At 48.2% G+C, this 23,716-nt stretch carries 22 protein-coding genes; 13 read left to right on the plus strand and 9 right to left on the minus strand.

The window, feature by feature from the left end:
- Positions 1-73: 73 nt before the first annotated feature.
- Complete coding sequence (locus ACYVFD_RS19070) at positions 74-640, minus strand: Crp/Fnr family transcriptional regulator (RefSeq protein WP_461092014.1); 567 nt, start codon at positions 638-640, stop codon at positions 74-76.
- 148 nt (positions 641-788) lie between these two features.
- Here ACYVFD_RS19070 and ACYVFD_RS19075 point away from each other — a divergent pair, with 148 nt between their 5' ends.
- A complete protein-coding gene (locus ACYVFD_RS19075; protein WP_461092015.1) occupies positions 789-1,355 on the plus strand; it encodes a hypothetical protein in 567 nt (188 codons plus the stop codon).
- A 132-nt stretch (positions 1,356-1,487) separates the two neighbouring features.
- Positions 1,488-1,967: a hypothetical protein gene (locus ACYVFD_RS19080; protein ID WP_461092016.1), complete on the plus strand. Its 480-nt coding sequence runs from the start codon at positions 1,488-1,490 to the stop codon at positions 1,965-1,967.
- A gap of 83 nt (positions 1,968-2,050) precedes the next feature.
- On the opposite strand, the gene ACYVFD_RS19085 is transcribed toward ACYVFD_RS19080, so the two are convergent.
- From ACYVFD_RS19085 to ACYVFD_RS19095, 3 genes are read right to left on the minus strand one after another with little or no spacing between them, the layout of a single operon-like run.
- The gene (locus ACYVFD_RS19085) at positions 2,051-2,545 is read right to left on the minus strand and encodes a hypothetical protein (RefSeq protein ID WP_461092017.1); all 495 of its coding nucleotides are present in this window, start codon (positions 2,543-2,545) and stop codon (positions 2,051-2,053) included.
- Positions 2,542-3,360: a fimbrial biogenesis chaperone gene (locus ACYVFD_RS19090; protein WP_461092018.1), complete on the minus strand. Its 819-nt coding sequence runs from the start codon at positions 3,358-3,360 to the stop codon at positions 2,542-2,544. The genes ACYVFD_RS19085 and ACYVFD_RS19090 overlap by 4 nt, the downstream gene beginning before the upstream one ends.
- 3 nt (positions 3,361-3,363) lie before the next feature.
- Positions 3,364-3,903 (minus strand): hypothetical protein, encoded by a 540-nt coding sequence (locus tag ACYVFD_RS19095; protein ID WP_461092019.1) that lies wholly within the window; start codon positions 3,901-3,903, stop codon positions 3,364-3,366.
- 316 nt (positions 3,904-4,219) lie between these two features.
- Between ACYVFD_RS19095 and ACYVFD_RS19100 the strand changes: the two genes are divergently transcribed.
- Complete coding sequence (locus ACYVFD_RS19100; protein WP_461092020.1) at positions 4,220-6,943, plus strand: hypothetical protein; 2,724 nt, start codon at positions 4,220-4,222, stop codon at positions 6,941-6,943.
- A 15-nt stretch (positions 6,944-6,958) separates the two neighbouring features.
- On the opposite strand, the gene ACYVFD_RS19105 is transcribed toward ACYVFD_RS19100, so the two are convergent.
- Entirely contained in the window at positions 6,959-7,297 is a 339-nt protein-coding gene (locus tag ACYVFD_RS19105; RefSeq protein ID WP_461092021.1) for a hypothetical protein, read from the minus strand.
- Between the two features lie 292 nt (positions 7,298-7,589).
- Between ACYVFD_RS19105 and ACYVFD_RS19110 the strand changes: the two genes are divergently transcribed.
- Together ACYVFD_RS19110 and ACYVFD_RS19115 are read left to right on the plus strand one after the other, a co-directional pair.
- Positions 7,590-8,009: a lipocalin-like domain-containing protein gene (locus ACYVFD_RS19110; protein WP_461092022.1), complete on the plus strand. Its 420-nt coding sequence runs from the start codon at positions 7,590-7,592 to the stop codon at positions 8,007-8,009.
- 117 nt (positions 8,010-8,126) lie between these two features.
- A complete protein-coding gene (locus ACYVFD_RS19115; protein ID WP_461092024.1) occupies positions 8,127-9,062 on the plus strand; it encodes a homoserine kinase in 936 nt (311 codons plus the stop codon).
- Between the two features lie 65 nt (positions 9,063-9,127).
- On the opposite strand, the gene ACYVFD_RS19120 is transcribed toward ACYVFD_RS19115, so the two are convergent.
- Positions 9,128-10,456: a lytic transglycosylase domain-containing protein gene (locus ACYVFD_RS19120; protein ID WP_461092025.1), complete on the minus strand. Its 1,329-nt coding sequence runs from the start codon at positions 10,454-10,456 to the stop codon at positions 9,128-9,130.
- Between the two features lie 349 nt (positions 10,457-10,805).
- On the opposite strand from ACYVFD_RS19120, the gene ACYVFD_RS19125 reads away from it, so the two are divergent.
- Complete coding sequence (locus ACYVFD_RS19125) at positions 10,806-13,244, plus strand: glycoside hydrolase family 20 protein (protein ID WP_461092026.1); 2,439 nt, start codon at positions 10,806-10,808, stop codon at positions 13,242-13,244.
- A gap of 199 nt (positions 13,245-13,443) precedes the next feature.
- Here ACYVFD_RS19125 and ACYVFD_RS19130 read toward each other — a convergent pair whose 3' ends face one another.
- On the minus strand, positions 13,444-14,190 hold the full coding sequence (locus tag ACYVFD_RS19130) for an SH3 domain-containing protein (protein WP_461092027.1): 747 nt from the start codon (positions 14,188-14,190) through the stop codon (positions 13,444-13,446).
- 182 nt (positions 14,191-14,372) lie between these two features.
- Here ACYVFD_RS19130 and ACYVFD_RS19135 point away from each other — a divergent pair, with 182 nt between their 5' ends.
- From ACYVFD_RS19135 to ACYVFD_RS19145, 3 genes are read left to right on the plus strand one after another with little or no spacing between them, the layout of a single operon-like run.
- Positions 14,373-14,816, plus strand: a complete 444-nt coding sequence (locus ACYVFD_RS19135) for a hypothetical protein (RefSeq protein WP_461092028.1) — start codon at positions 14,373-14,375, stop codon at positions 14,814-14,816.
- A gap of 39 nt (positions 14,817-14,855) precedes the next feature.
- Positions 14,856-15,245, plus strand: coding sequence for a helix-turn-helix domain-containing protein (locus tag ACYVFD_RS19140; RefSeq protein ID WP_461092029.1), 390 nt, complete (start codon positions 14,856-14,858; stop codon positions 15,243-15,245).
- Between the two features lie 48 nt (positions 15,246-15,293).
- Complete coding sequence (locus ACYVFD_RS19145) at positions 15,294-15,680, plus strand: VOC family protein (protein ID WP_461092030.1); 387 nt, start codon at positions 15,294-15,296, stop codon at positions 15,678-15,680.
- A gap of 389 nt (positions 15,681-16,069) precedes the next feature.
- On the opposite strand, the gene ACYVFD_RS19150 is transcribed toward ACYVFD_RS19145, so the two are convergent.
- Positions 16,070-16,753: an SDR family oxidoreductase gene (locus tag ACYVFD_RS19150; protein ID WP_461092031.1), complete on the minus strand. Its 684-nt coding sequence runs from the start codon at positions 16,751-16,753 to the stop codon at positions 16,070-16,072.
- A 117-nt stretch (positions 16,754-16,870) separates the two neighbouring features.
- On the opposite strand from ACYVFD_RS19150, the gene ACYVFD_RS19155 reads away from it, so the two are divergent.
- From ACYVFD_RS19155 to ACYVFD_RS19170, 4 genes are all read left to right on the plus strand, one after another.
- Complete coding sequence (locus tag ACYVFD_RS19155; RefSeq protein ID WP_461092032.1) at positions 16,871-19,063, plus strand: alpha-galactosidase; 2,193 nt, start codon at positions 16,871-16,873, stop codon at positions 19,061-19,063.
- 139 nt (positions 19,064-19,202) lie between these two features.
- Positions 19,203-20,861: an FAD-binding dehydrogenase gene (locus tag ACYVFD_RS19160; protein ID WP_461092033.1), complete on the plus strand. Its 1,659-nt coding sequence runs from the start codon at positions 19,203-19,205 to the stop codon at positions 20,859-20,861.
- A gap of 144 nt (positions 20,862-21,005) precedes the next feature.
- A complete protein-coding gene (locus ACYVFD_RS19165; RefSeq protein ID WP_461092034.1) occupies positions 21,006-21,443 on the plus strand; it encodes an SRPBCC domain-containing protein in 438 nt (145 codons plus the stop codon).
- A 77-nt stretch (positions 21,444-21,520) separates the two neighbouring features.
- Positions 21,521-22,078: a hypothetical protein gene (locus tag ACYVFD_RS19170; protein WP_461092035.1), complete on the plus strand. Its 558-nt coding sequence runs from the start codon at positions 21,521-21,523 to the stop codon at positions 22,076-22,078.
- Positions 22,079-22,084: 6 nt separating this feature from the next.
- Here ACYVFD_RS19170 and ACYVFD_RS19175 read toward each other — a convergent pair whose 3' ends face one another.
- Positions 22,085-23,665: a T9SS type A sorting domain-containing protein gene (locus ACYVFD_RS19175; RefSeq protein WP_461092036.1), complete on the minus strand. Its 1,581-nt coding sequence runs from the start codon at positions 23,663-23,665 to the stop codon at positions 22,085-22,087.
- Positions 23,666-23,716 lie beyond the last annotated feature (51 nt).

Here is a 23,716-nt window from a genome sequence, read left to right on the forward strand (position 1 = left end):
ACAGGATTTTATTGTTTACGACAAAACAAGCGCTCGATAACCAGTCAGGCATTTACATAGGTAAAGAAATCACTTAGCGCTCGGCCCGAATTCGGCTGAGTTGCGTGGGTGTAATGCCCAGGTGCGAGGCAATGTGGTATTGAGGTATGGCCTGTTCGATTGAGGGGTAATCACGCTGAAACTTTTCGTAACGGGCTTTGGCATCCAGCATCACCAAATCGATTTCGCGTTGCTCTTTAACCAGAAACAGATGTTCGGCCTGTTTACGAGCCAGCCGCTCAAGGGTTGGATGTTCATCGTATAAGGCTTCAACCTGGCGAAAATCGGCCATGAGTACCGAGCAAGGTGTTAGAGCCTGAACCGATAAAGGACTTGGGCGATTTAGCAACAGGGCGTAATAAATACCCATCAGATCATTTTCGATAAAGAAAGTTTTGTTGTATTCAACTCCATCGGGCGAGGTAGCAAAACACCGAAAAATTCCGTTCACGACGAAGGCAACCGTGTTCGTCCGGTCGCCAGCCCGTACAAAGAACTCATGTTTGGCGATGGTCTGCGGAACGAATAACTGACCCAAAGCCAACTGAGCTTCCGGTGTGAGTTTAACCAATGTGTCGAGTTGCAGGAACAACGTTTCCATAGCTCGCAAAGTACGCGATTCTGTCAACCAATTTGTCGTAAATTGAGTTACGAATTTAAAGAGCGAAAGAGCGAATGACCGGGCCGCCGGAGCGGTGAAAGCGCGTTCTACCAGCCATTCGCTCTTTCACTCTTTCAATCTTTAAAAGATGCAGGACATTGAGCCTTTTTACGGCTGGGAAAAGTACTATAATGCTTCGGAAGACGAACGGTCGCCGTTTTACGAACGCGAGTACAATATGCAGCAATACGAGAATACGATTTACGGTTACTACATACACCCGTTATGGGATGAAATTGGCTCCGAAACGCTGTATTGCAAGATTCTGTTCGCTAATTACGATCGCCAGTTTGTGGTCATCGAGCTTTTTGGGGAATGGAATGATACGCTCCACAACGATATTATGTATTTGAAACGACAGGTTGTCGATCCGCTTGTCGGTGAGGGAGTAAAGTACTTCATTCTGGTCACGGAAAATATCCTCAATTTCCACGGCTCCGACGATAGCTATTACGAGGAGTGGTTCGAAGATGTGGAGGATGGCTGGATTGCCGCTATCCATTCGCCGGAGTTTATCGAACGTGAATGGAAGAAGTATCACCTCGATTACTACGTCAACTTCGGTGGCACCCTCGACATTGCCAACTGGCGCACCCTTAAACCTGCTGGTTTGTTTGAGCTGGTCAACAATTTAATTGTAAGGAGGTTGGGATAAGAGGGAGGAAAGGGAAGAGCGGGAAGAATGGAAAGATTTTCCCCTGCCTCCCGCTCTTCCCTTTCCCCCTTTCTTGTTTTTCCTCTTGTTTCTCGTCAACTTTCGACTATTACCAACATCCCACAAAATCGTATGGAGAATAACGACAAAGCCAAGGCAACCGAACAGGCACAGGCGGCCAAAGCTACAGCCGCCGAAAAACTGGAATCGTTCAAAGCCGAAGCCAATCAACACCTGAATTCCGCTGCATCCCAGCTCGACGAACTGAAAGATAAACTGGTAGCCCAGGCCCAGGAATTCGGTAAGGACATTGATATTGAAGGACTAAAAGCCAAAGCGACCGAGCACTTCGAAGCCGCCAAAGCATCGACAGCCGAAAACCTGGCTAATTTACAGACCCAGGCCGAAACCGTTTTTGCCACAGCTTCGGCTAAAGCGGATGAACTGTCGGATGCCGCCGAAGATAAGTTTGAGGAATTAAAAGCAGATGCTGCCGTACAACTCGAAGCCGCTCAGGTTAAATTAGATGAGCTAAAAGCCGAAGCTGCCCTCCAGATCGAAGCCGCCAAAGAAAAAGCCAAAGGCGTTTGGAATCAGTTGTTTGGAGAGTAAAAGTTGTTTCAAGTTTCAGGTTGGCTGACGCAATAGATTGCTGACGCGTCAGCCAACCTGAAACATTAGACTTGAAACAGAAATTAATTCGCCGAGTAGGTAAAAACTAACGTAGTTGTATACGTACCACCTGGCTTAAGGAAAGCACTGCCTCCAGTAGCCCGGTAACGAATAGTGGCTAATAAGTCGAGCAGTGACGTAGCAATACCTGACGTAAGCGTCTGGTTCGCGGTATTCAAAAATAATTCAGGTCGTTGCGTCAGACTGACCATTTGCACGCCAATAGCCGAGGCCGGGATCGAGTAATTCTGGTAGCGCAGATCATCCGTAACTCGAATCTGTAATGTCCAGCTTAGCCCTAACGAAACCGACAAACGAAGCGTATTATGATTGGCCGATACGCCATTGGTATAATTATCCACTGAACTGAATGTCAGTCCAGGATTGCCTAAAACAGTAATGCCCAGCACGCTTGGCGATGTGTCAAAGTGTTCCTCGGGCAACAGTGGCTGAGCCAGCAGGGACCATCTATTGCACAAAATGCAGACTAGCAGAACGGTTCTTTTTACCGCATTCATTTCAGTATAGCTTCTAATTCAGCTACTTTCAAGGCCTGATTCGGGCCGCTATCCAGTATAGCAACAATCAGGTATTTCCCCTCTGTCAGTTTGGGTGGAATAGCCGTTACTACGTTGAACGCATCCTTAGGCATAGTATTGACCGGGATCGGATCGGCTTTTATTTCTTCCATTGTTTCGGTATTCAGGTATTCCATCCGTAGTTGACTTTCCAGCAGGGTTCCGCCTTTATTTTCGACCTGGACCTTTACCAGAAACTGGTTCTCAGCCTTGATCACATTCATCCCCGTAATGGCAATATCGGGGGGCGATGTTTCGCCTGGCAGGAGGTATACGTGTACACCGATTTCAACTTTGATGATGAATTGTGACGCTTTAGCCTGAGCCACTTCCCGCTCATTCGCCTGTGTCAGCAACAACATACCATTTCGAATTTTACCCGAGGTAAGTTGCGGATTAGCCTGCATCGTAACCAGTACATCCCGCTCCTCGCCAGGAGCCAGCTCAATGGTACTGGGCGTAACCGTGAAAAACGAGCAACAGGATGTCGGTAGACTACCCGGCCTGTAATACACCTTCGATCCGGTCGAATCCCGAAGCCAGTCGGCGCAGGTAGCCTGTAAGACCAGTCGCACGTTCATTGTATTGTTCAGATGAATACGTGCCGTCTGGTCTCCCGATTCTTTCGCACTGAAATAAATTTTGGCAGGAGATACCTGAAAACCTGTCTGTGCCTGACAGACTATAGCCGTCAGACACAGACAAATACACAGACTACTGGCTCGGCCAAATCGAAAACAGATTTGCCTAACCATAGATTAATGGGCTGAAATAGAATAGGTCAGCGTAGCTGTGTAGATACCGGTATTAATGAAATCGTTGCTGTTGGCTGGTGTCGAGTACTTTACACCAACAATTTTAGCCATCGCTCCGGGTGCATTCGAGGCCAGGGTTTGGTCGGTGGTCGACAGATTCAGTGTCGATGTTGTACCCACTCCTGTCGTTCCATCAACCTGAACTGAAATGTTGCTGATGGGAATTGTCTGGCTGGCGTTGAGTGTATTCTTCAGATCATCCGCAGCTTTCACCTTAATATCGTAGGGCCGGTTGCTACTAACGGTTAGATGCAGCGGAATGGAAATATTTCGCCCAACCTGATAATCGGTAATCGAGGAATACGTCAACGGAACGGCAGGTTCGGTCACGGCCAAAGCCATCACATCCACAAGCGTAACGGTTACGATTGCATTCCCACTGGTTAACTGCGCTTTTGCTGATAAGGCCCCAAAGCTTGAACCGAGCAGAGCCACGGCGGCCATGCTCAGCAACGATTTTACTGAAGTACTAATCTTTTTCATGACGGTAAGTGAATTTATTATTTGAGTAATTATATCATATCCGCTAGCAAGATAAGACGGCCGTAAGTTTCAATTATTTTCAAATATTAAACAAAATATGAATTCAAATTTACTAATCGGTATAAAAATATACCTCATAGTAAATTTTAATGTATTCTTTTTAACAGATAAAAGATAGTCATAATTTTAAATTTGCCTACCAAAATAATATGTTAGTTTATTAATATTAATAAATGAAAACAAATTACAACTTATCATAAGTTACATACAATTTGTGCGTGAACTCATGGCATATATCAAAAGAACAATAGCCATATTGAGTACTATTACTCTATTCACACAATCCATAACCGCTCAGTCGATTCGGCTCACGCTTTGGCGGGATTCTATTGAAACGGCAAGTGGGCGAACATTTACCAACCGGTTCACCATTGCCAATGATACCCAGCAAGAGCAGGTCATTACCATTTCAATACAGCATAAAGAAGCGATTCAACTGCTGGCGGCTGTACCACATCAGATCGTATTAGCACCCAGAGAGATTAGGATGATTCCACTAAAAGGCTTGATTAATAACCAGGCCGACTCTCTGCTTCAAATGATTCGCATTCGACTAACCGACCCCAAAGGCAATCTGCTTAAAGCCACGGCCTTCAGACTATTTATATCGCCTAAGAGTCAGGTGCCCGTAACACTCTTTGCACAGGATGAGAAATTACTGCTATTCGGCCGGGACGAATCTGCCCGATTATCCGTACGGATCGTCCATAATCGGGCCATATGGGAAAAGGTCTGGTTGAGTGTTACGTCGTTACCAGAAGGTGTTGATCGAAGTGCTTTTCCGCTTACAGTCAGCTTAGCTCCTCAACAGGATACCTTGCTAACCATCCCGGTCAATCCCACACGGTATTGGCCAACCACCACTACCGAATTGGTCATAACGGTCCGTGATACGATGGGTTCCGTACTAGGGAATGTTATGTATAAGTTGACAGTTGTCAGCGCTACTAAGCGATTCATCGACGAGCACCGGCCAACCAGTTCGGGCTATGGCGTGAGTACAGCCTTAACGAAGCTAAGCAGCGATCATTGGGCTCGGGAAGGGCGTATATGGGGTAGCGACTCGGTCGGTAAAGCGCGGGTAGACTTTCAGATGCATTATCTGGAGTATGTGTCGGATCAATATCGGCAGTTGCAAAACTCCTTTCTCTCGATTCGAACCGAAAAAGCAAGTGTGCACCTTGGGAGCCTGTACGACTATCATGAGCTAGCGTTATTAGGCCGCGGTATCCGGCTGAACATAGACCGGCCTGCTCACCGCTGGACAGTCTGGGGAGTCAACACCAATCCAAACTGGCTCGATCAGCATGCCAACGCCTGGTCGGGTAACATCCTCTCGGCACGTTATGACCACACCTTACCTAATTCGCCCAGCAGCATGTGGTCGTTGAGCAGTAGTTACTTCAACCAGTCGACTACGATGCGCGCAGGTTACCTCAATTTTGCCTCCTTCCGACATTATAAGTCGGGGCACCATTCGCTGGATGTATTGGCCGGAAACAGCATTGAATATTCGCAAAATAGTATCAACAGAGCTCAAACGATGGGTTGGGCAGGGCTGTTGCATTATACATATTGGGGACGACCGTTTAATTGGGAGCTACGCGCTTACCTAAGCAGTCCAGTCTATTCCGGTTTGCAGAAAGGGGCCACACTGATCAACGCCCAGGTTGTATGGCAACCCTCACCGGCTACTACGATTCTCTCCCGACTTAATCATGTGGCATATAATCAACTACGGTTCATCTCGCCTACCGATCAGGTACGGAGTGTATTTAGCAATACAATCGCAGAAATTAGTCTGAGCCGACAGATCAAAAAGATGACATTGGGTACTCGTCCTTATTGGCATGCTCAGACGGACCTTTCGAATCCCTTTAGCCACAAAGCCGATGCCTTTCGGTTGGCGTCGTCGATCTCGTACCGAAATCAGTCACGCCAACGCCTTGAGTTGAGCTATGATATGGGGTTGTTTCATAACCGAAATGCGCTATCGCCCCTAGGATCTATATTCAGCCAGCGTATCATGTCGTCTGTTGTGCTGGGCTCGTTCAGCCTGTGGGGGTACTGGCAAAAAGGGCCCTATTTTCTGGGTGATCTTCGGAGCGACCAGCCCGCCAACATGATGACAGCCTCCTTAACGCCCATGATCGATTTCGCTGTACTGAGTCGCCGACTAACGGGGTCGGCAGGTATCAATTATCTGTACGATGCGTTGATTACCGGATCCCGCTTCATAGCTGTTGGGCGGATTCAGTACGATATTACGCCAACCCTTACGATGCGGTTTGATGGAAACGCCATGCCGTATAGTCAGTACAGCGATCAGACGTACAGCCAGTATCGACTTGAACTGACCAAACGATTCAACAACTTTAACGTTCAGAAGCGCAGTCGGCTACAGCTAAGTTTTTTTGAAGATACGAATGGCAACGCCAATAAAGATGCTGGTGAGCCATGGATGGATAGTTTGCTGGTCACCATCAATCAAAGCACATTGATGACCAATGGAAAAGGTACTATTCAATACCAGAATCTTCCACCTGGCACTTATAAGGTTATGGCAATTAGCACAGGGCGGATTGGCGACCCTGTGTTATACAATGAGCAGCTAACCGTGGCCGGATCAGTAACAAAAGTTATACCGATTAGTCGAACGTTCCGGGTAAAAGGCGTACTGCACTGTCAGACCCATACGTACGACAATAAACCTTGTCAGTTTAACCGATTCGCGTTGGCTATTGAACGCGACAATAAACTCATTACCTCATTTATGCCCATGCCCGATGGTTCTTTTGCAGTCCATATTCCACCCGGTTCTTACACAATGACCTTAACCGATCAGGGCCGACAACCACAGGCAGTGGTAAAAAAAATAACCTTTACCCTAACCGAAGACGGTCAATACCCTACATTCGACTGGACTGTCGATGCCTCAACCCGACCCATCGAAATCAAGCGATTTACTACCAGTAAATAGTTCTTCCAAACTATATTATACCAGAATAGCCGGTTTCCCGGCTATTCTGGTAACTTCTATATTAATGATGAGGTTTTGGCGGATGGCCTGGGCCTCCGGTCCCACTATGCGGTGGGGTATCTGTACCGCTGTGGGGTGGGGTTGCGGTACCACTATGTGGCGAGCCATCTGTGCCACTGTGAGGAGGAGTTGCGGTGCCATCGAATGGTGGTGTAGCTGTGCCGCTATGCGGTGGGTGTGCGTGAGGCCCGGCTGTACCCGAATGAGGTCCTGTAGCCGATCCACTGGTAGTAGCACTTGTACGGGCTGCACTTGTTGAATCAGGCGATAGGTCCGAGCTCTTCGTGCAGGCATACCCGGCCAGTAAAGCACTTACTACGCAACCAGTTACAATCAATTTCTTCATCGTAGTATTGTTTAGGGAATAAATCAGTAATTCATTTTAGGTCTCTTAAAAAAGCAGTACGCAGACCTATCCGAAAGTGTGGCAGCTTTAATGAAAAATTAATCTAAAAATCTACAATATACAACTTATTGATAATCAATGTTATATTAGAGTATTAGTTAAGTACTAATGCCTATACGCACGCTAAGTGCTTACAACTATTTATCAGTCCATCGAGTCTTGCTATAAATTCGAAGCGTTATGAATCGTTTGATCATCCTTTTGTTGCTTCTCACCCTAACACATTGTCGGCTGTCTGAAGAAGTAATTCCCGACGCTTCTATTACCCCTGTATCGGGCCAAGGGTTACCCGGCACCTGGCAATGGTTCGAACGGGGATACTCATTAGGAGCGGGTTATTCTATTGAGCCAATTCCGGCCAACCCGCAGCAGACACTAACCTTTACGGCTGATGGCTACTTACAGGTTCAGGGCAACGGTCTGATCAATTATCAGTCGTTCACCCAGTTTAAGCTCGATACCACCAGTAGTGGCGTTGTCATTCGCTTTCTGCCCAGCACGGCCAATTACTCCGAACGCATTACGCTAAACGGCGATACACTCCGTTTGTATCAGTCCTGCTACGAAGGTTGTCATCTAGGCTTCTTACGGATTCGCTAGTCTATCAGCGAAAAGGCAATACCGTATCTATTAACGAATTGGAGGGCAGCTGGAAAGGCCAGGAACCTTGATTTATGAGGCAAATGCTTACCTTTGCGCTTCGTTGTTTCTTCTATCGTGGATTCTATTCGTGTGTTTGCCCCTGCTACGGTTGCCAATGTAGCCTGCGGGTTCGATATTTTTGGATTTGCCGTCGATAATCCCGGCGATCAAATTACCCTCACTGTCAGCGATGAGCCTGGCGTCAGAATTACCGACATTTTGGGTGATGAAGGCCGTTTACCGCGTGAAACGAACCGAAATACGGCTGGTATTGCTATTCAGACCTATCTGAAACATATTAATCGAACGGATCTGGGTCTCGATATTTTGCTGCATAAACAGATGCCACTCGGTAGTGGTCTGGGATCTAGTGCGGCCAGTGCCGTAGCGGGTGTTTTTGCAGTAAACGAGCTATTAGGGCGTCCATTACCCGTCCTGAAATTGCTACCGTTTGCCATGGAAGGCGAACGAATTGCCTGTGGATCGGCCCATGCCGACAATGTAGGACCCTCATTGCTGGGCGGTTTCGTCGTGGTTCGGAGCTATCAACCACTGGATGTCATCCGAATCGATACACCAGCCAGCTTATACTGCACGCTCGTTCACCCCGACATTGAAGTCAATACGAAAGATGCCCGCTTCATTCTCAAAAATGAAGTGTCGCTGAAAAATACCATTACCCAAATGGGTAATGTGGCCGGTCTTATTGCTGGTCTGATGACGCCCGACTATGACCTGATTAGCCGTTCGCTGGTCGATGTGATTATTGAGCCGGTTCGCTCCATCCTCATTCCCGAATTTAACGAAGCCAAGCAGGCGGCTTTAGACAATGGGGCGTTAGGCTGCAGTATTTCAGGCTCTGGCCCTTCGATGTTTGCCCTGAGCCGCGATGCCCAAACCGCCGAGCAAATCGGTGCGGCCATGCAACAGGCCTTTCTATCAGTAGGTATCACCAGCGAAGCCTACGTATCGGAAATAAATAAGCAAGGGCCGAAAGTTATCAATGATTGAATTTTGAATGATTGAATAGCTTATGCATACCTTATTCAATCATTCAAAATTCAATCATTCAATCATTACAATTCCTCCCACGCCAACTGCCAGCCGTCGAGTCGGGTGGGGCGTGATACACCGGGCTGTTTGGGGTGTTCGGTTGCTACCAGTTTGAGAGGAGATGTTTCCTGGGTCTGGGCGGTGGTCAGCCGGTCGGTGCGGAGAAAAACCCGGCCCGAACCGGGATCAATAATTTCGATATGCGCCTGAATCAGATCGCCAACAGCGAAGGTACGGCCATTGATCGTAACAGGTTGTACTACCTGGAAAACGCAAAGTTGACCTTCTGTCAGGGGACCTTCACTCAGGCTTCGAGTTGTCAGCCGGACCGCAGATTCAGATGTGGGTACCGCTTTTTCGACAGGTATTGCAGATTCAGTTAGTTTTGTCGATGGTTCGGCTATACGTTCCAGCTCCGATTCTTCGTCAGTCAGCAATACGACGTTTGTGGTAGAATCTGTTACAAAGACAGCACCTTCCTCTTCGCCATTCGTCGCCAGGCGGTTGGCAGCCAGCTTTTCAAACGTTTTTTCATCAATATCGAATGCCGACAGAATATGCGCCCGTTCGGCTGATGCTACCTGTTCGCCACCATCGCTAAGAGCCGCCAGATGCCGACTACTTAATTGATCACGATAGTTCTGTGGCCGTGTGAGCAGTTCTTTGATCGCCACCGTCTGGTATAGGTACGCTTTCGTTTCGGCAGCGCGGTAAGGCAACGCCATTGGATGTACGTCGGGATGCTGACGAGTAAGTTGCTGAATGTAGTTTGGACCCGCATTATAGGCCGTAGCAACCAGCATCCAGGAGCCTAACTGCTCATACAATTCGTTGATGTATCGACAGGCCGCATGGGTAGCTTTCACCAGATTGAACCGTTCATCGTGACGACGCGATACACTTAACCCAAGCGACTGGGCCGTCTGGGGCATCAACTGCCAGAAACCGGCCGCTCCCTTTCGGGATACAGCATGATTCGTAACGGCACTTTCGAGTAAAGGAAGAAATTTAAAATCAGAAGGGATACGGTACTGCTTCAGAATAGGCTCGATAAGCGGAAAAACGACCGATGCCCGACGTTTTAGCACGGTAAGATCAGCCGCATACGAAGCTTGTTGATTCAACGTCCGAATCCAGCGCTGTACAATGGCAGGATGATTGGTAGGAACAGCTTCACCACAGAAGTGAACGGGGCTTTCGTCGTTGGTAACCCCTTTCAGGTGAGTAGCCAGTGCTTTTACAGGCGCAGCAACATTTAGTGCCAGTAGGGAGTTGGTTTGAGCAATTGCCGATGAAACGGTAAGCGTGACGCAGACAAGTCCAGCCGCCACTATCAGAGATAGTTTCGTCATTAACACTATGGGTTACGATGGATACCTACTCAGCCGCTCAACCCGAACGGCACTCGATACTTACGCGGCTGTATACTTCCGGGCAAACCCACTAGTTCAGCAGCCGCATGAAAAATTCTTGGCTGACTAGTGCTAACGTATTTTCAGGAAACGATCGTTATAAAGAACAAATCGTTGAGTTAGTTGAGTCTTTAGTAGGAGACTGGGAACCCCAGTTGCTGTCTAAATAGAAGGCGATGAAAATCGCCGGGCTACCTGGCCAATGGGTGGCGTTGGCCGTTGTGTTTGTAAAAGTACAAATGTTGGCTAAGAAAAACAACATTTTATACCCAATTTGTAAAACTCAGTCATGATTAATCGCTTTGTTGTGCTGTTTACGCTTTGTTTTCCCTTGTTTCCCACCCTTTGTCAAACGACCGATCGATACTCCATTATCCCCCAGCCTGCTCAGTTGGAGGCCCGTGCCGGTGAATTTACACTCGACCATTCTACCACGATTCTAGTCCCTGCCGCCGATGCCGAACTGAAGTATATAGCCGATGCATTTGCTCACCAGATCAATCGAAGTACGGGAATAGCTGTTTCAGTGAAACCCATCACACAGGTAACAATGCCAGGGTCGGTTAGCGGTACAAACCTCATCCAGTTTCTGCCCCTCCGCGACTCAACAATGGGAGCCGAAGGGTATCACCTCGACATTACACCCAAGCTGATCACGATTCAGGCCATCACCCCGAAAGGATTCTATTATGCTGTACAGACACTGTATCAGCTACTTCCGCCGATTGTGTTAAGCACAGAGCCTGGGACCAAGGGCATCGGGAGTTTAATGGAACGTAACCATTCCTCTACTCCTAACCCGCTGCTCCTTGCTCTTCCTATCCCCGCCTGTCGAATTCAGGACAAACCGCGCTATCCGTATCGAGGTATGCACCTGGATGTAGGGCGACACTTTTTTTCGGTGGATTTCCTCAAAAAATACCTCGATTTGATGGCGTTGCATAAGTTCAACACCTTCCACTGGCACCTGACCGACGATCAGGGCTGGCGTATCGAAATCAAAAAGTATCCAAAACTGACCCAGGTTGGCGCCCACCGAAGCGAAACCATTATCGGGCATTACGACGACTACGACCCACAGGTGTTTGATGGTAAACTCTACAGTGGGTATTATACGCAGGACGACATCAGGAATGTAGTACAGTATGCTGCGTCGCGATATATTACGATCGTTCCTGAAATCGAACTGCCGGGTCACGCACTGGCGGCTCTAGCTTCCTACCCCGAACTGGGGTGTTCACCGCAGAAAGGCTATCAGGTAGCCACCAAATGGGGGGTTTTCGAGGATGTGTTTTGCCCGACCGAAAAAACATTCACGTTTCTGGAAGATGTACTCACGGAGGTCATGGCTCTGTTTCCGGGGCCGTACATTCATATTGGGGGCGACGAATGCCCAAAGACCGTCTGGCGTCAGAGTGCATTCTGCCAGCAACTGATACGGCGGGAAAAGTTGAAAAATGTAAACGAACTACAACGCTATTTTATCAAACGAATCGACCGGTTCGTTACATCAAAAGGTCGCCGAATCATTGGCTGGGATGAAATATTGGAAGGAGCCAGTCCCAAACTCCAACTGTCACCTCAGGCTACAGTTATGTCCTGGAGAGGGATTCGTCAGGGTATCCAGGCAGCCCGGCAGCATCATGATGTGATCATGACGCCGGGTCAGTTTTGTTACTTCGACCATTTGCAGGGCGATCCTCAACAGGAGCCCACAGGCTTTGGCGGCTTGTTGCCTTTAGCGAAGGTATATAGCTACGATCCTACACCTGCCGGATTATCGCCCGAGGAAGCGTCGCATATTCTGGGTTCGCAGGGGAATCTGTGGACCGAGTACATTTCGACCCAACAGCAGGTAGAATACATGCTTTGGCCCCGTGCGGCTGCCTTGGCCGAAGTAGTCTGGACACCACTGGCTCAGAAGAATTATCCCGATTTCCTGCGCCGGTTATCCGCTCATTTTATCCGCCTGGATAACCTGAATGTCGCCTACTCCCGTACAATCTTCGATGTGCTTCCAACGGCCAAACCCATTGCCGACGGCCATCTGGAAGTAAGTTTAGTACCTGCGGATCAGGCCATGAGTAATTTGCTTCGGGAAATTCATTACACCGATACAGGTGCAATCCCGTCTGGTGAATCACCCCGATACGACAAACCATTCATCTTATCGCATACGGCCACCATTCGGACAGCTACGCTCGACATGGGCAAACCGATTAGTCAACCGGCCAAGGTGGAGAAAGATTTTATTGTCTCGAAAGCGACAGGCAAGCCGTACACGTTACTCAATGCCCCTACCCCTGGGCGACCCGATAAGAATTATAGTCTTACTGATGGCAACACCGGTAGCATGGGCGGCTATGAAGTGGCGGGTGTAGTAGCCTTTCGGAATGATCTCAACCTAGTGATCGACCTCGGGAAATCAGAAGCGTTGGAAAGCGTGCGGGTCGGTTTTCTGAAATACACAGCCCGAAACCTATGCCTCCCCAAACAGGTCGATATATCGGTATCGGAAGATGGGAAAACATTCACTCCGGTATTGACAGCGAAAACCAACGCAGCCGAAGGCGGAGAACGCGGCTTTGTCCGGCTCCCGTTCGATTTTGCTCCCACCCAGGCCCGTTACGTTCGTATTGTGGCTCACAACATCAATTACGTACCTGCCGGATTGCGAAATCCTGGCAAACCCGCACAACTGGCTGTAGATGAAATTGAAGTCAGGTGAAAAGTTATAAAGTTGTAGGATTATCCAGTTTTCGTGAAAGCGATAAACATGAATATTTTTGTCATGCTGACGAAGGAAGCATCTTAACGTATGTTTCTGTATGAGTAAGGATTTATTAAGATGCTTCCTTCGTCAGCATGACAAAAATGGCGGAAGAATATACATTCAAACAGACAACCCTACAACTTTATAACCAATATTAATCAGCCGTCGAAAATTGAAGGCTCCAGCGATTTCCTTTGGGCTGAATGATCAATTGCGAATAGCCGCCTTCGCCGTTGACGGTCAGTTTTTGTTTAGCAGCCTCATAAGTACCCGTTGTTTTTTCTTTATCGAACCAGGCCGTCCGAAAGAGGATTAGTACTTCCTGCATTGTAAATTTTTCTTTCGGCACTTCCAGAAGTTGGGTGGCTCCACCTTCATAGTATTGCTCTTCGAACCGAGCCCCATCGGCGTACATATACTGATACCGTTCAATAGTGCCGTTGGTAGCAGGCAGGATGGTCTTTTTGCCTTTGACGGGCGAGATAGTACGGTAGAATGCATCGATCAACGACACACTTCCATCCATTTTCTCACGTTGCAACGGCTTATACCGCGACAGATACCCGTCAAACAAATACCCTTCCTGTCCGTCTCGTGTTTTAACGGCCACCCACCCTCCTTTTACAGCAAATGCACCGATGGTTTCGGCTGTATATTGATTGCCTGGCTCCGGTAATGCCAATACAGTCAGTGGCGATCCATTGGCCGGAACCGAAGTCACTTTGACACCATCTTTCGAAGCAGTCTTGCGAAGCGTCAGGCTGTTGGCGGTATGTACATATACGATGTCGGACACCTGAAGTGGTTTATCCGTCAATGCCTGTACAGTTGAACAATCGTTGGAGGAAAATGAAAGACAGAAACTTAGTAAAGCCGTGGTGAGCGGTATAATTTTTAGCATATAAAGAGTAGTTAATGCCTATTGGCTTAGGTGGTTTTTGAAACAGTTACGACAGAACGTGGTTGGTTTTACAAAGAACCAGCCGGGAGCAATTGCGCAATAAAACTATTTATTTATCGTCGAAATCAATGGCAACCGGCTGTGTGACAAAGCTGTTTCACACACAATCTATTACTCTGACAATGGGAAAATCGGCAATTCTTCTGCTACTTCTAAGCGTTTGTATTAGCTCACTCGTGCAGGCACAAATGAAAGTCGCTAATTACTCATACGGTGAACCAGGAACTGATGCCTATGAAGAGTTTAGCTTCTGGATAAACAATGGCAAGCGAACAAAAATCGATTACACCTATGGTAAAGACCGTAAAGAAACGTCCTTACAGTTTGTAACAAAGTCCCAGCTTGATAGAAAATCTGGTTTTACGGTTCAATTTCCCAATCAATATACCCTGCATATCATCCCAATGGGCAATAAGTTGCAGGTAGTGGACGGACAGAAGAAATACCGGAAAACATTCAATTGGTATTACGAAGGCCCGGTCAATGGTATTGGCACATTCTGCACCGTCTGCGCCGAAGACGAAAAAGAAGCCATGCGCCTGCTCCAAACCTATTACCTGAAATGAAGGGGTTACCCACTCAATTGCTAATTCGCTCAATTATCAATGACCTACTACGCTACGCAGGTTTTTGCCATTCGGGATCAAATTTTTCCTGCCGCGTACCAGGTCAGGCAGATTGTCCGGGCAAAACAATTCATAGACAACAACCTGACCGAAACAATAAATCTGGAGACGGTAGCCCAGGCGGCATCGCTGTCGAAGTTTCATTTTCTGCGGCTTTTCAAGCGCTGTTATGGCCGCACACCGCATCAGTACCGCACCGAACAGCGATTAATCCGGGCTAAACAACTCCTGCAAACCGGACTCTCGACAACAGAGGTTTGCCATGTCCTTAATTTCGACAGTACTACGTCGTTTATCGGACTGTTCAAAAAATACACCGGCCACACACCTTTGGCTTACCAGCGAAAAAAGCAATTTTCGAGAGTATGAACTGAGCTTCCCGATTGATCTTTGCCCTGTTTAACAACTACCCATTTTATGCGAATCAAGCTATTGAGTGTGCTGGTCGATGATCAGGAAAAAGCGCTCCAATTTTACACGAATGTGTTAGGCTTCGTCAAAAAGACCGAAATACCGATGGGTGAGTATCGGTGGTTAACCGTCGTTTCCAAAGAAGAGCAGGATGGTACCGAAATTGTACTGGAACCGATGGGTTTTGCCCCAGCCCAAACATATCAGAAAGCGCTTTTCGATGCCGGTATTCCCTTAACGGCCTTTCAGGTCGATGATATTGAAGTCGAATACCGCCGATTAGTAGAACTGGGGGTTTCGTTCAGCATGAAACCTACGCCTATGGGCACTACTACCCTGGCCGTTTTCGCCGATACCTGCGGTAATAATATCCAGATTTATCAAATTAGTTGATTGACGTAAGACAAACTACAAAGTACGACCTCGTTGGGGTCGAATGTTTATAGAATCAATGCTATCGAAGCTGTTTAAACTTTTAAAGGAAATTCAAAAATGCGTGTTTTTGTCATGCTGACCGGGACGCGTAGTCGCAGGAAGCATCTTCGATAGCTAAAAGAATGCTGCTGCCGAAGATGCTTCCTGCGTCAGCATGACAAAAAAGAGCCGGACATTTTCTAAAAAAGGGAAAGTTTAAACAGGTTCCCTATAAATATTCAACCCCAACGGGGGCGTACAATTTTATGTCAGGGAAGACGGCAGGGAAAATTCGATTAGCTTGCTTGTACCCCTCAAACTTGTGTCGGTTCAGTTTTCATGCATTTAGCATAGCCTGATCTACGTCATTAAGGCTCCGTATTCGTAAGAATAGCCTCTAACGCTGTCTTTCCCTTACGAATGTGTGTAATCTCGGATATTGTTAACGGTTTGGGCGACGCTTCAACAGCGTAGACCAACGTACGAAGCATTTGTCCGAGCGTCACCAATCCCAATGCCCTTGCTTTGAACCGAATTGATGGAATCAGCTCAGCCAAACCATACAACGGATACAATAGAGCAGGCCACCAGTGACCAGGTCCCAGTACATACCATGGGCGAATGAATGTGCCGTTCAGGCCGCTTTGTTGGGCCATGTTTTCGCCAGCCTGACGCACCTGTTGATAGGCCTGCATGATGCGGACAGGCTCCTGTGCCACACTGACATACACAAAATGCGCGACGCCCGCAGCCTGAGCCGCTTTTACAGATTCCTGAACCGAAGTCAGATCAATACGTTGAAAATCCTGCGCTTTGGCTGGTGATGGATGCGCTACCCCCAGAAGTTGAACAAACACGCTTCCAAACGGAATAGCATCCGCAAAACTTGTCGAGTCGAACGGATTACCGGTAATGACTTCAGCACCTGTTGGCACTTTCGATTCTGACCCTGAACGCACCAGCGCAATAACCCGATGGCCTCTTTCCAGAAGCTGACGAATCAATCGACGGCCCATGTAGCCCGTACCACCCGTAATAAAGACTGTTTTCATCACACACGATAGCTTGCTTAACAGGCATATATACAACAATGCGTACGCTTCGGATTTATAGTTTACCGCTTTCAGTAAACAGCAAATACCTATTTTGCAGCCTGAAATCCTTCGACTATGAAATTGGCTCCCTTACTCTTGGCCTCCCTGCTTACCATGGTGTTATCCGTCCAGGCTGCGCCCGGCGATACGCACATCGTCATTGAGACAGCTCAAACCGCTCTTGTCATTCGTGTCGACAAAGAGCAGATACCAACCCTTGTGCATCTGGGTGCCAAACTTCGCAATACAGCCGAATATGCATCCATTCCAGCTAACGGGAAGCGCGGAGAAGATTATACGGGCATTTACAATTCGGTGTACACGCCCGCCGGAAGCCGCAATCTGCTGGAACCAGCCATTCAGGTAACCCATGCCGATGGCAACCCTTCTCTCGATCTGAAATACGTCCGACACGAAACACAATCCGTAGCCGATGGCGTTGTGCTGACTAAAGTGTTTCTGAAAGATCCGCAGTATCCATTCGAGGTAACGTTATACTACAAGGCGTATCAGAAAGACGATGTGATTGAGCAATGGTCGACCATTCGGCATACGGAGAAAAAGCCCGTTGTGCTGCAAAAATATGCATCGGCCAATCTCTACATTCCGGCTCAAAACTACTACCTGACTCATTTTCATGGTGATTGGGCCAACGAGCTTAACCCATCAGAAGTACTACTCACCGAAGGTATCAAAGTCCTGGATTCCAAGCTCGGGACACGGGCCGATCTGTTCCAGCCGCCCTTCTTTCTGGTGTCGCTCAACCAACCTGCCGACGAAGATCAGGGTGAAGTGATTGCGGGTACACTGGCCTGGTCGGGCAATTATCAGTTGGCGTTTGAGGTCGATCCACTGCATAACCTTCGCATTCTACCCGGTATCAATCCGTATGCATCAGCTTATAACCTGGCACCGGGAACCGAGTTTACCACGCCCGCTTTTCTGTTCACCTATTCCCGACATGGCAAGGGCGGAGCCAGTCGGAGCCTGCATCGGTGGGCGCGTAAATACCGAATTCCACAGGGCGAAGGCAATCGCCTGACGTTGCTGAACAATTGGGAAGCCACTTATTTCGACTTCAACGAGGAGAAGTTAAGCGCACTGTTTAAAGACGGTAAAAAACTGGGCGTCGATCTGTTTCTGCTCGATGATGGCTGGTTTGGCAACAAATACCCCCGCAACGACGACCATGCGGCCCTGGGCGATTGGCAGGAGAATGTCAAAAAACTACCGCATGGACTAGGTTATCTGGTCAAAGAAGCCGAAAGTGCCGGTATCAAGTTCGGCATATGGCTAGAGCCCGAAATGGTCAGTCCGAAAAGTGAACTTTACGAAAAGCACCCCGACTGGGTGATTAAACTGCCCAATCGTTCCGAATATTATTTCCGAAATCAGTTGGTCCTCGATCTGTCGAATCCGAAAGTCCAGGACTTTGTCTATAATCTGGTCAATGATCTACTTACCAAAAATCCGACGCTCGGTTTCATCAAATGGGATTGTAACGCGGTCATTTACAACGCTTATTCAGCCACTAATCCGAACCAGTCGAACCTCTACGTCGATTACGTGCTAGGGCTGTACAAAGTACTGGATCGGCTTCGGGCCAAGTATCCTACGCTGCCTATGATGCTTTGTTCGGGGGGCGGTGGCCGCGTCGATTATGGAGCCTTGAAATACTTTACGGAATACTGGCCGAGCGACAATACCGACCCGATGGAACGGATTTTCATTCAATGGAACTACTCGTACTTCTTCCCATCCATCGCCAGTTGCAACCATGTCACTGACTGGGGCAAACAACCCATCAAATTCCGGACCGACGTGGCCATGATGGGCAAACTTGGCTACGACATTGTAGTGAGCAAACTGACCGACGATGAGCTACAATTCAGTCAGCAGGCTTTGAAAACCTACGACCGCATTAAAACGACCATCTGGCAGGGCGACCTATTCCGACTGGCATCTCCTTATACAAACGACGTAGCGTCAAGCCTGTATGTCAGTGAGCAGCAGGACCGGGCCGTTTGGTTCACCTATCTGGTTAAGAATCGTTACAAAGCAGGCAGTCAGTCTCCGATTAAGCTAAAAGGATTGCAACCTGATAAGCAATACAAAATACAGGAACTCAATGTGTATCCCGGCACACGTTCAGCGATCAATTCAGCTAACCCCACCTATTCAGGCAACTATCTGATGACGATTGGTTTCAATCCCCAGGTAGATACCCGCCGAACTAGTGTCGTGCTGGAGGTAACGGAAGTGAAGTAGTAGCCTGTATACGCATTAGGCTTTTGCAATTGAAATAGAACACAGATTGTTATGATCTTTATGATTTACACAGATCATAACTAATCATATACATCATAATAATCTGCGTTCTATTCCCTATAAAAGCATAACATATAGCATGCAAACAGACGCCGATGTCATTATCGTTGGAGCAGGTCTAGCCGGATTAGTAGCCGCTGCCGAGCTGGCCGATGCTGGTAAGCGCGTTTTACTAGTCGATCAGGAGCCCGAACAAAGCGTGGGCGGGCAGGCATTCTGGTCGTTTGGTGGGCTGTTTCTGGTCGATTCGCCCGAACAACGACGTCTGAAAATCCGGGATTCGTACGAACTGGCCCTCGATGACTGGATGGGTACGGCCGCTTTCGATCGACCGGAAGATTACTGGCCCCGAAAATGGGCCGAAGCCTATGTGACCTTTGCTGCTGGCGAAAAGCGTTCCTGGCTCAGGCAACAGGGACTTCGTTTTTTCCCGATTGTGGGCTGGGCCGAACGGGGTGGTTATGGAGCTATCGGACATGGTAATTCTGTTCCACGCTTTCATGTAACCTGGGGCACTGGTCCCGGCGTTTTGGCCCCGTTCGAACACCGAGTTCGGGAGTCCGTCAAGCGTGGATTGATTACCCTTAAATTCCGTCATCGGGTCAATGAGTTGCTGATAACGAATGGCGTGGTCGAGGGTATTCAGGGCGAAATTTTAGAACCTAGCACCGTAAAGCGGGGAGAGAAAAGCTCCCGCATTGCGATTGGAGACTTTACCTTTCGTGCGCAGGCTGTTATCGTCACATCGGGGGGTATTGGGGCCAATCATGATCTGGTCCGGCAAAACTGGCCACAGCGGCTGGGCGAACCACCCAAGCGGATGCTCTCGGGCGTACCCGATCATGTAGACGGACGCATGTTAGCCATTTCGGAAGCTGCCGGAGCGAATCTGATCAACCGCGACCGAATGTGGCATTATACGGAAGGTATTCAGAACTGGGCCCCCATCTGGAGTCAGCATGGTATTCGGATTTTACCCGGTCCGTCGTCTCTGTGGTTCGATGCACGAGGTAATCGGTTGCCGGTGCCGCTCTTTCCCGGCTTCGATACGTTGGGAACGCTCAGCCATATCCAGCAAACGGGCTACGACTATACCTGGTTTATCCTGAATCAGGCTATTATTCGGAAGGAATTTGCCTTGTCGGGTTCGGAACAGAATCCCGATTTGACCGGCAAAAGCTGGCGACAGGTATTAGGCCGGGCCGTAGGGAAAATGGCTCCTGCTCCGGTCGAAGCGTTCAAACAGAACGGAGCCGACTTTATTGTCAAAAACAAGCTGGCCGATCTGGTTGCCGCCATGAATAAGTTGACGGGTGAAAACTTGCTCAATCTGGCCACTATCGAACGCGAAATCGTCGCCCGTGACCGGCAATTGCTCAATCCATTCAACAAAGATGCCCAGATCACGGCCATTCGAGGGGCGCGTCATTACCTGGGTGATCGATTGATCCGAACGGCGAAGCCCCACCCTATTCTTGATCCATCGGCAGGGCCGTTGATTGCTGTTCGGCTTCATATTCTTACTCGCAAAACATTGGGGGGCCTGCAAACTGACTTATCTAGTCAGGTACTGGGAGCCAATGGAGAACCTATCTCTGGGCTGTACGCTGCAGGTGAAGTAGCAGGCTTTGGCGGGGGTGGGATGCATGGGTATCGGGCGCTGGAAGGCACCTTTCTGGGCGGCTGCCTCTTTTCAGGACGTACCGCTGGCCGGGCAGCGGCTCAGGCAGTCATCTGAGCAAACATTTTAGGGCTTATTGGTCTTATACACTTAGGGCGTTTACTCGAAGCCGTGCCACGGTTTGTAAGAGTATCATGGAAAACTGTGGCACGGCTTTGAGTAAACGCCCTAAAGCTATAGACTACCAATTGCCAATGTACCATGAAAAACTTTGTTGTTCGAAAAAAGATCAGCCTGAAAGCCACCCCCGAACAAGTCTGGAGCGCCCTGACCAATCCTGAAAAAACAAAAAAGTATTTTTTCAACTGCGAAGTATTTTCGGACTGGGAGGTAGGGAGCACCATCCTGTTTACAGGCCGTATGTTCCTGATTCGAAAAATTGAGTTGAAAGGCCAGATCCTGAAATTTGAGCCAAACAAACTTCTGAAATACACATTAATGAACGATGGCGAGGACGAAGAATCCGGCAACTTCTCGACTGTAACCGACGAACTGACCTACAAAGACGGCAAGACAATTCTATCTATCACCGACGATGTAGGCCCGGCAAAAGGAGCCGAAGAACGCTACGAACGCTCACTGAAAGGCTGGGACAATATTCTGAAGGGCTTGAAAAAAGTAGTGGAAGCAGAAGGTTAATATAAACCGTTCGTGCGCCTTAAGGGTCTGATGCATTGTTCTACGATAATCCTAAATCGTTAGACCATAGACCCACTATGCCTATCCTTCGTCTTATCCTATTATTGGCAATAACACTACCTTTCAAGCTCTCAGCACAAACCATTACGGCTCAACTTCAGCTTAATCCAATTCATATTGCCAAATATATCCCTCTTTCACTTGGCGGGGGGCTGGAAGTTGGGCTTTCGCCTAAATCGTCCTTACAAGTAAATGGGCTATTTCTAATTGATGGGAATCTCGGTGATACATTTACTAAAGGTTCGAAAGCTTACCTGGCCTACCGATATTATCCTAACCCAAAAAATCAGAATAATAGTGGTTTGTATGTAAGCCCATTTGTTGGATACGGGCATCTCCATTCGCAGGAATACGAAGATCCCTTTGGTCCGGGCTCAACGATACAGGAAAAGCTAGCCGGTGTTCTCATTGGCTTGCAACCCTATAAAGGTCATCGGTTTACAATCGATTTATACGCAGGCCCTGAGTACCAATGGCGTGTTGCAGACCGGTATACTCCACTCATAAAGGCATCTCATCCAGATAGACTTTGGCTCCGGGCAGGCTTCTATTTTTGTGTTCGATTGAAGAAGTAAGCAGGGTTACATTTTCATAATCCGCCGGGTAGTTTTCCGATCGCCAACGTTGATTAGCAATAAATAGCTACCGTTGGGATAGTCGGTCATCGGCAGTACAGCCGTTTCCTGCTGCGTTTCTTTTTGTAGCAGCGACTGGCCAGTTAAGTCGACTAGTTCGAAACGAGCAGATTGGCGACCAGTCAACCCTGGAATACGAATGGTTAGCGATGATACCGTTGGATTAGGAAACACGTCAATTGCTTCGGCCAGGGTGGGATCTTCGATACCTAAGGCAGGATTAACCAATACCGATATAGCTACCCGTTCGCTCTCGCAACTCCCAATTTTCTGAGCTACATAATAGGTAACCGCCCCGATCTGATCGGTAGGTGGTTTAGGCGCTGTACTTGTCCCCACACCGCCCGTTGCATTAATACCGTACCAAACCAGCGTGGCCGTACTATCAGTCGTTGTTGCACTCAGCGAAACAGGTGCTTGTCCCTGATAATAGGTAACCACATTGGTTGTCGTGGCGGGTTGCACAGGGGTGGGGTTTATTATTGCTTTTACACGTGTGTAGGTTAGCAGGTTGTCATTCGCACAGCCTTTACTGGCATCAATCGGATATAGGTTCATAGCATATACTGTGTACCCTGGTTTACCGGTATCCGGAACAGGAGGACTGAATGTACGGGTCGGTGTGGGATAATTCAGAGGGTCGCCCAGCCAGTAAGCAACCTGAAAGTTCTCAGGGGGAGGTTTGTGACCGTTGACATTGAGCGGATAAGCCTGCTCTCTTTGACAGTAAACGACCTGACCATATGGATAATTATTGGGTATTGGGGTGATTACCCCAGGGCCACCACCGGCTTTCCAGATAATGCGTAATTTGGTCGCGGCCAGTTCACTTTCACAGCCATCTATGCGTTGAGATATGTAATATGTGCGTTCATAAACAGGATATACATAGGTTGGTGAAGTATAGCTAGTCTTATTAAGTTGAAAGTAGCCATGCAGCGTATCGCGCACATAGTGTCCATCCAGTTGGGGTATTGCAAAGGGAAATTCTGCATAGTCCTGATAATCGTCCCGCTGCTTCGTATAATATAACCGGGGAGTAGCACCAGGCGTTAGTCTGAAAAACAAGTCAGAGTATAGTCCCGCCATAGAAGATTGATTGGTGGACATACAATCCACAGTTAGCGAGTCGACAGATGGTAAAGGAGGTTTTGCCTCGTTACCTTTTACGATCAACTTAGTCGGGCTGGGAGTGCAAACATAGTCGGGATTCTTTGTTGTCACTCGAACAGAGTAGGCTACGTCAGGCGTCAGACTCATAGGTACGGTAGCATTAATTGCATTAATGTACTTCAGAGGACCAGTTGGAATATCAAAAAATTCGTCTCCATTAGCTAGCTGTACCGTAACAGTTGTATTCGCCGTAAAGGTTAGGTAGGGTAAGGTGAAGGGAACATTAATGACTGAACCCGGACAGGAAGAGGAAATACTTAGCGGCTTGGTTTCTAGTACTGTTTGAGCTTGTAGTCTGTAGCACAGGCACACAATAATCCCTGCCCAAATGGGCCAAAGTAGACGAAGGTTCATAGTTGGATGGGTTAGATCGAATGCATGACAAACGTAGTCATACATCCTAAC

The organism is Spirosoma gilvum (assembly GCF_054776815.1).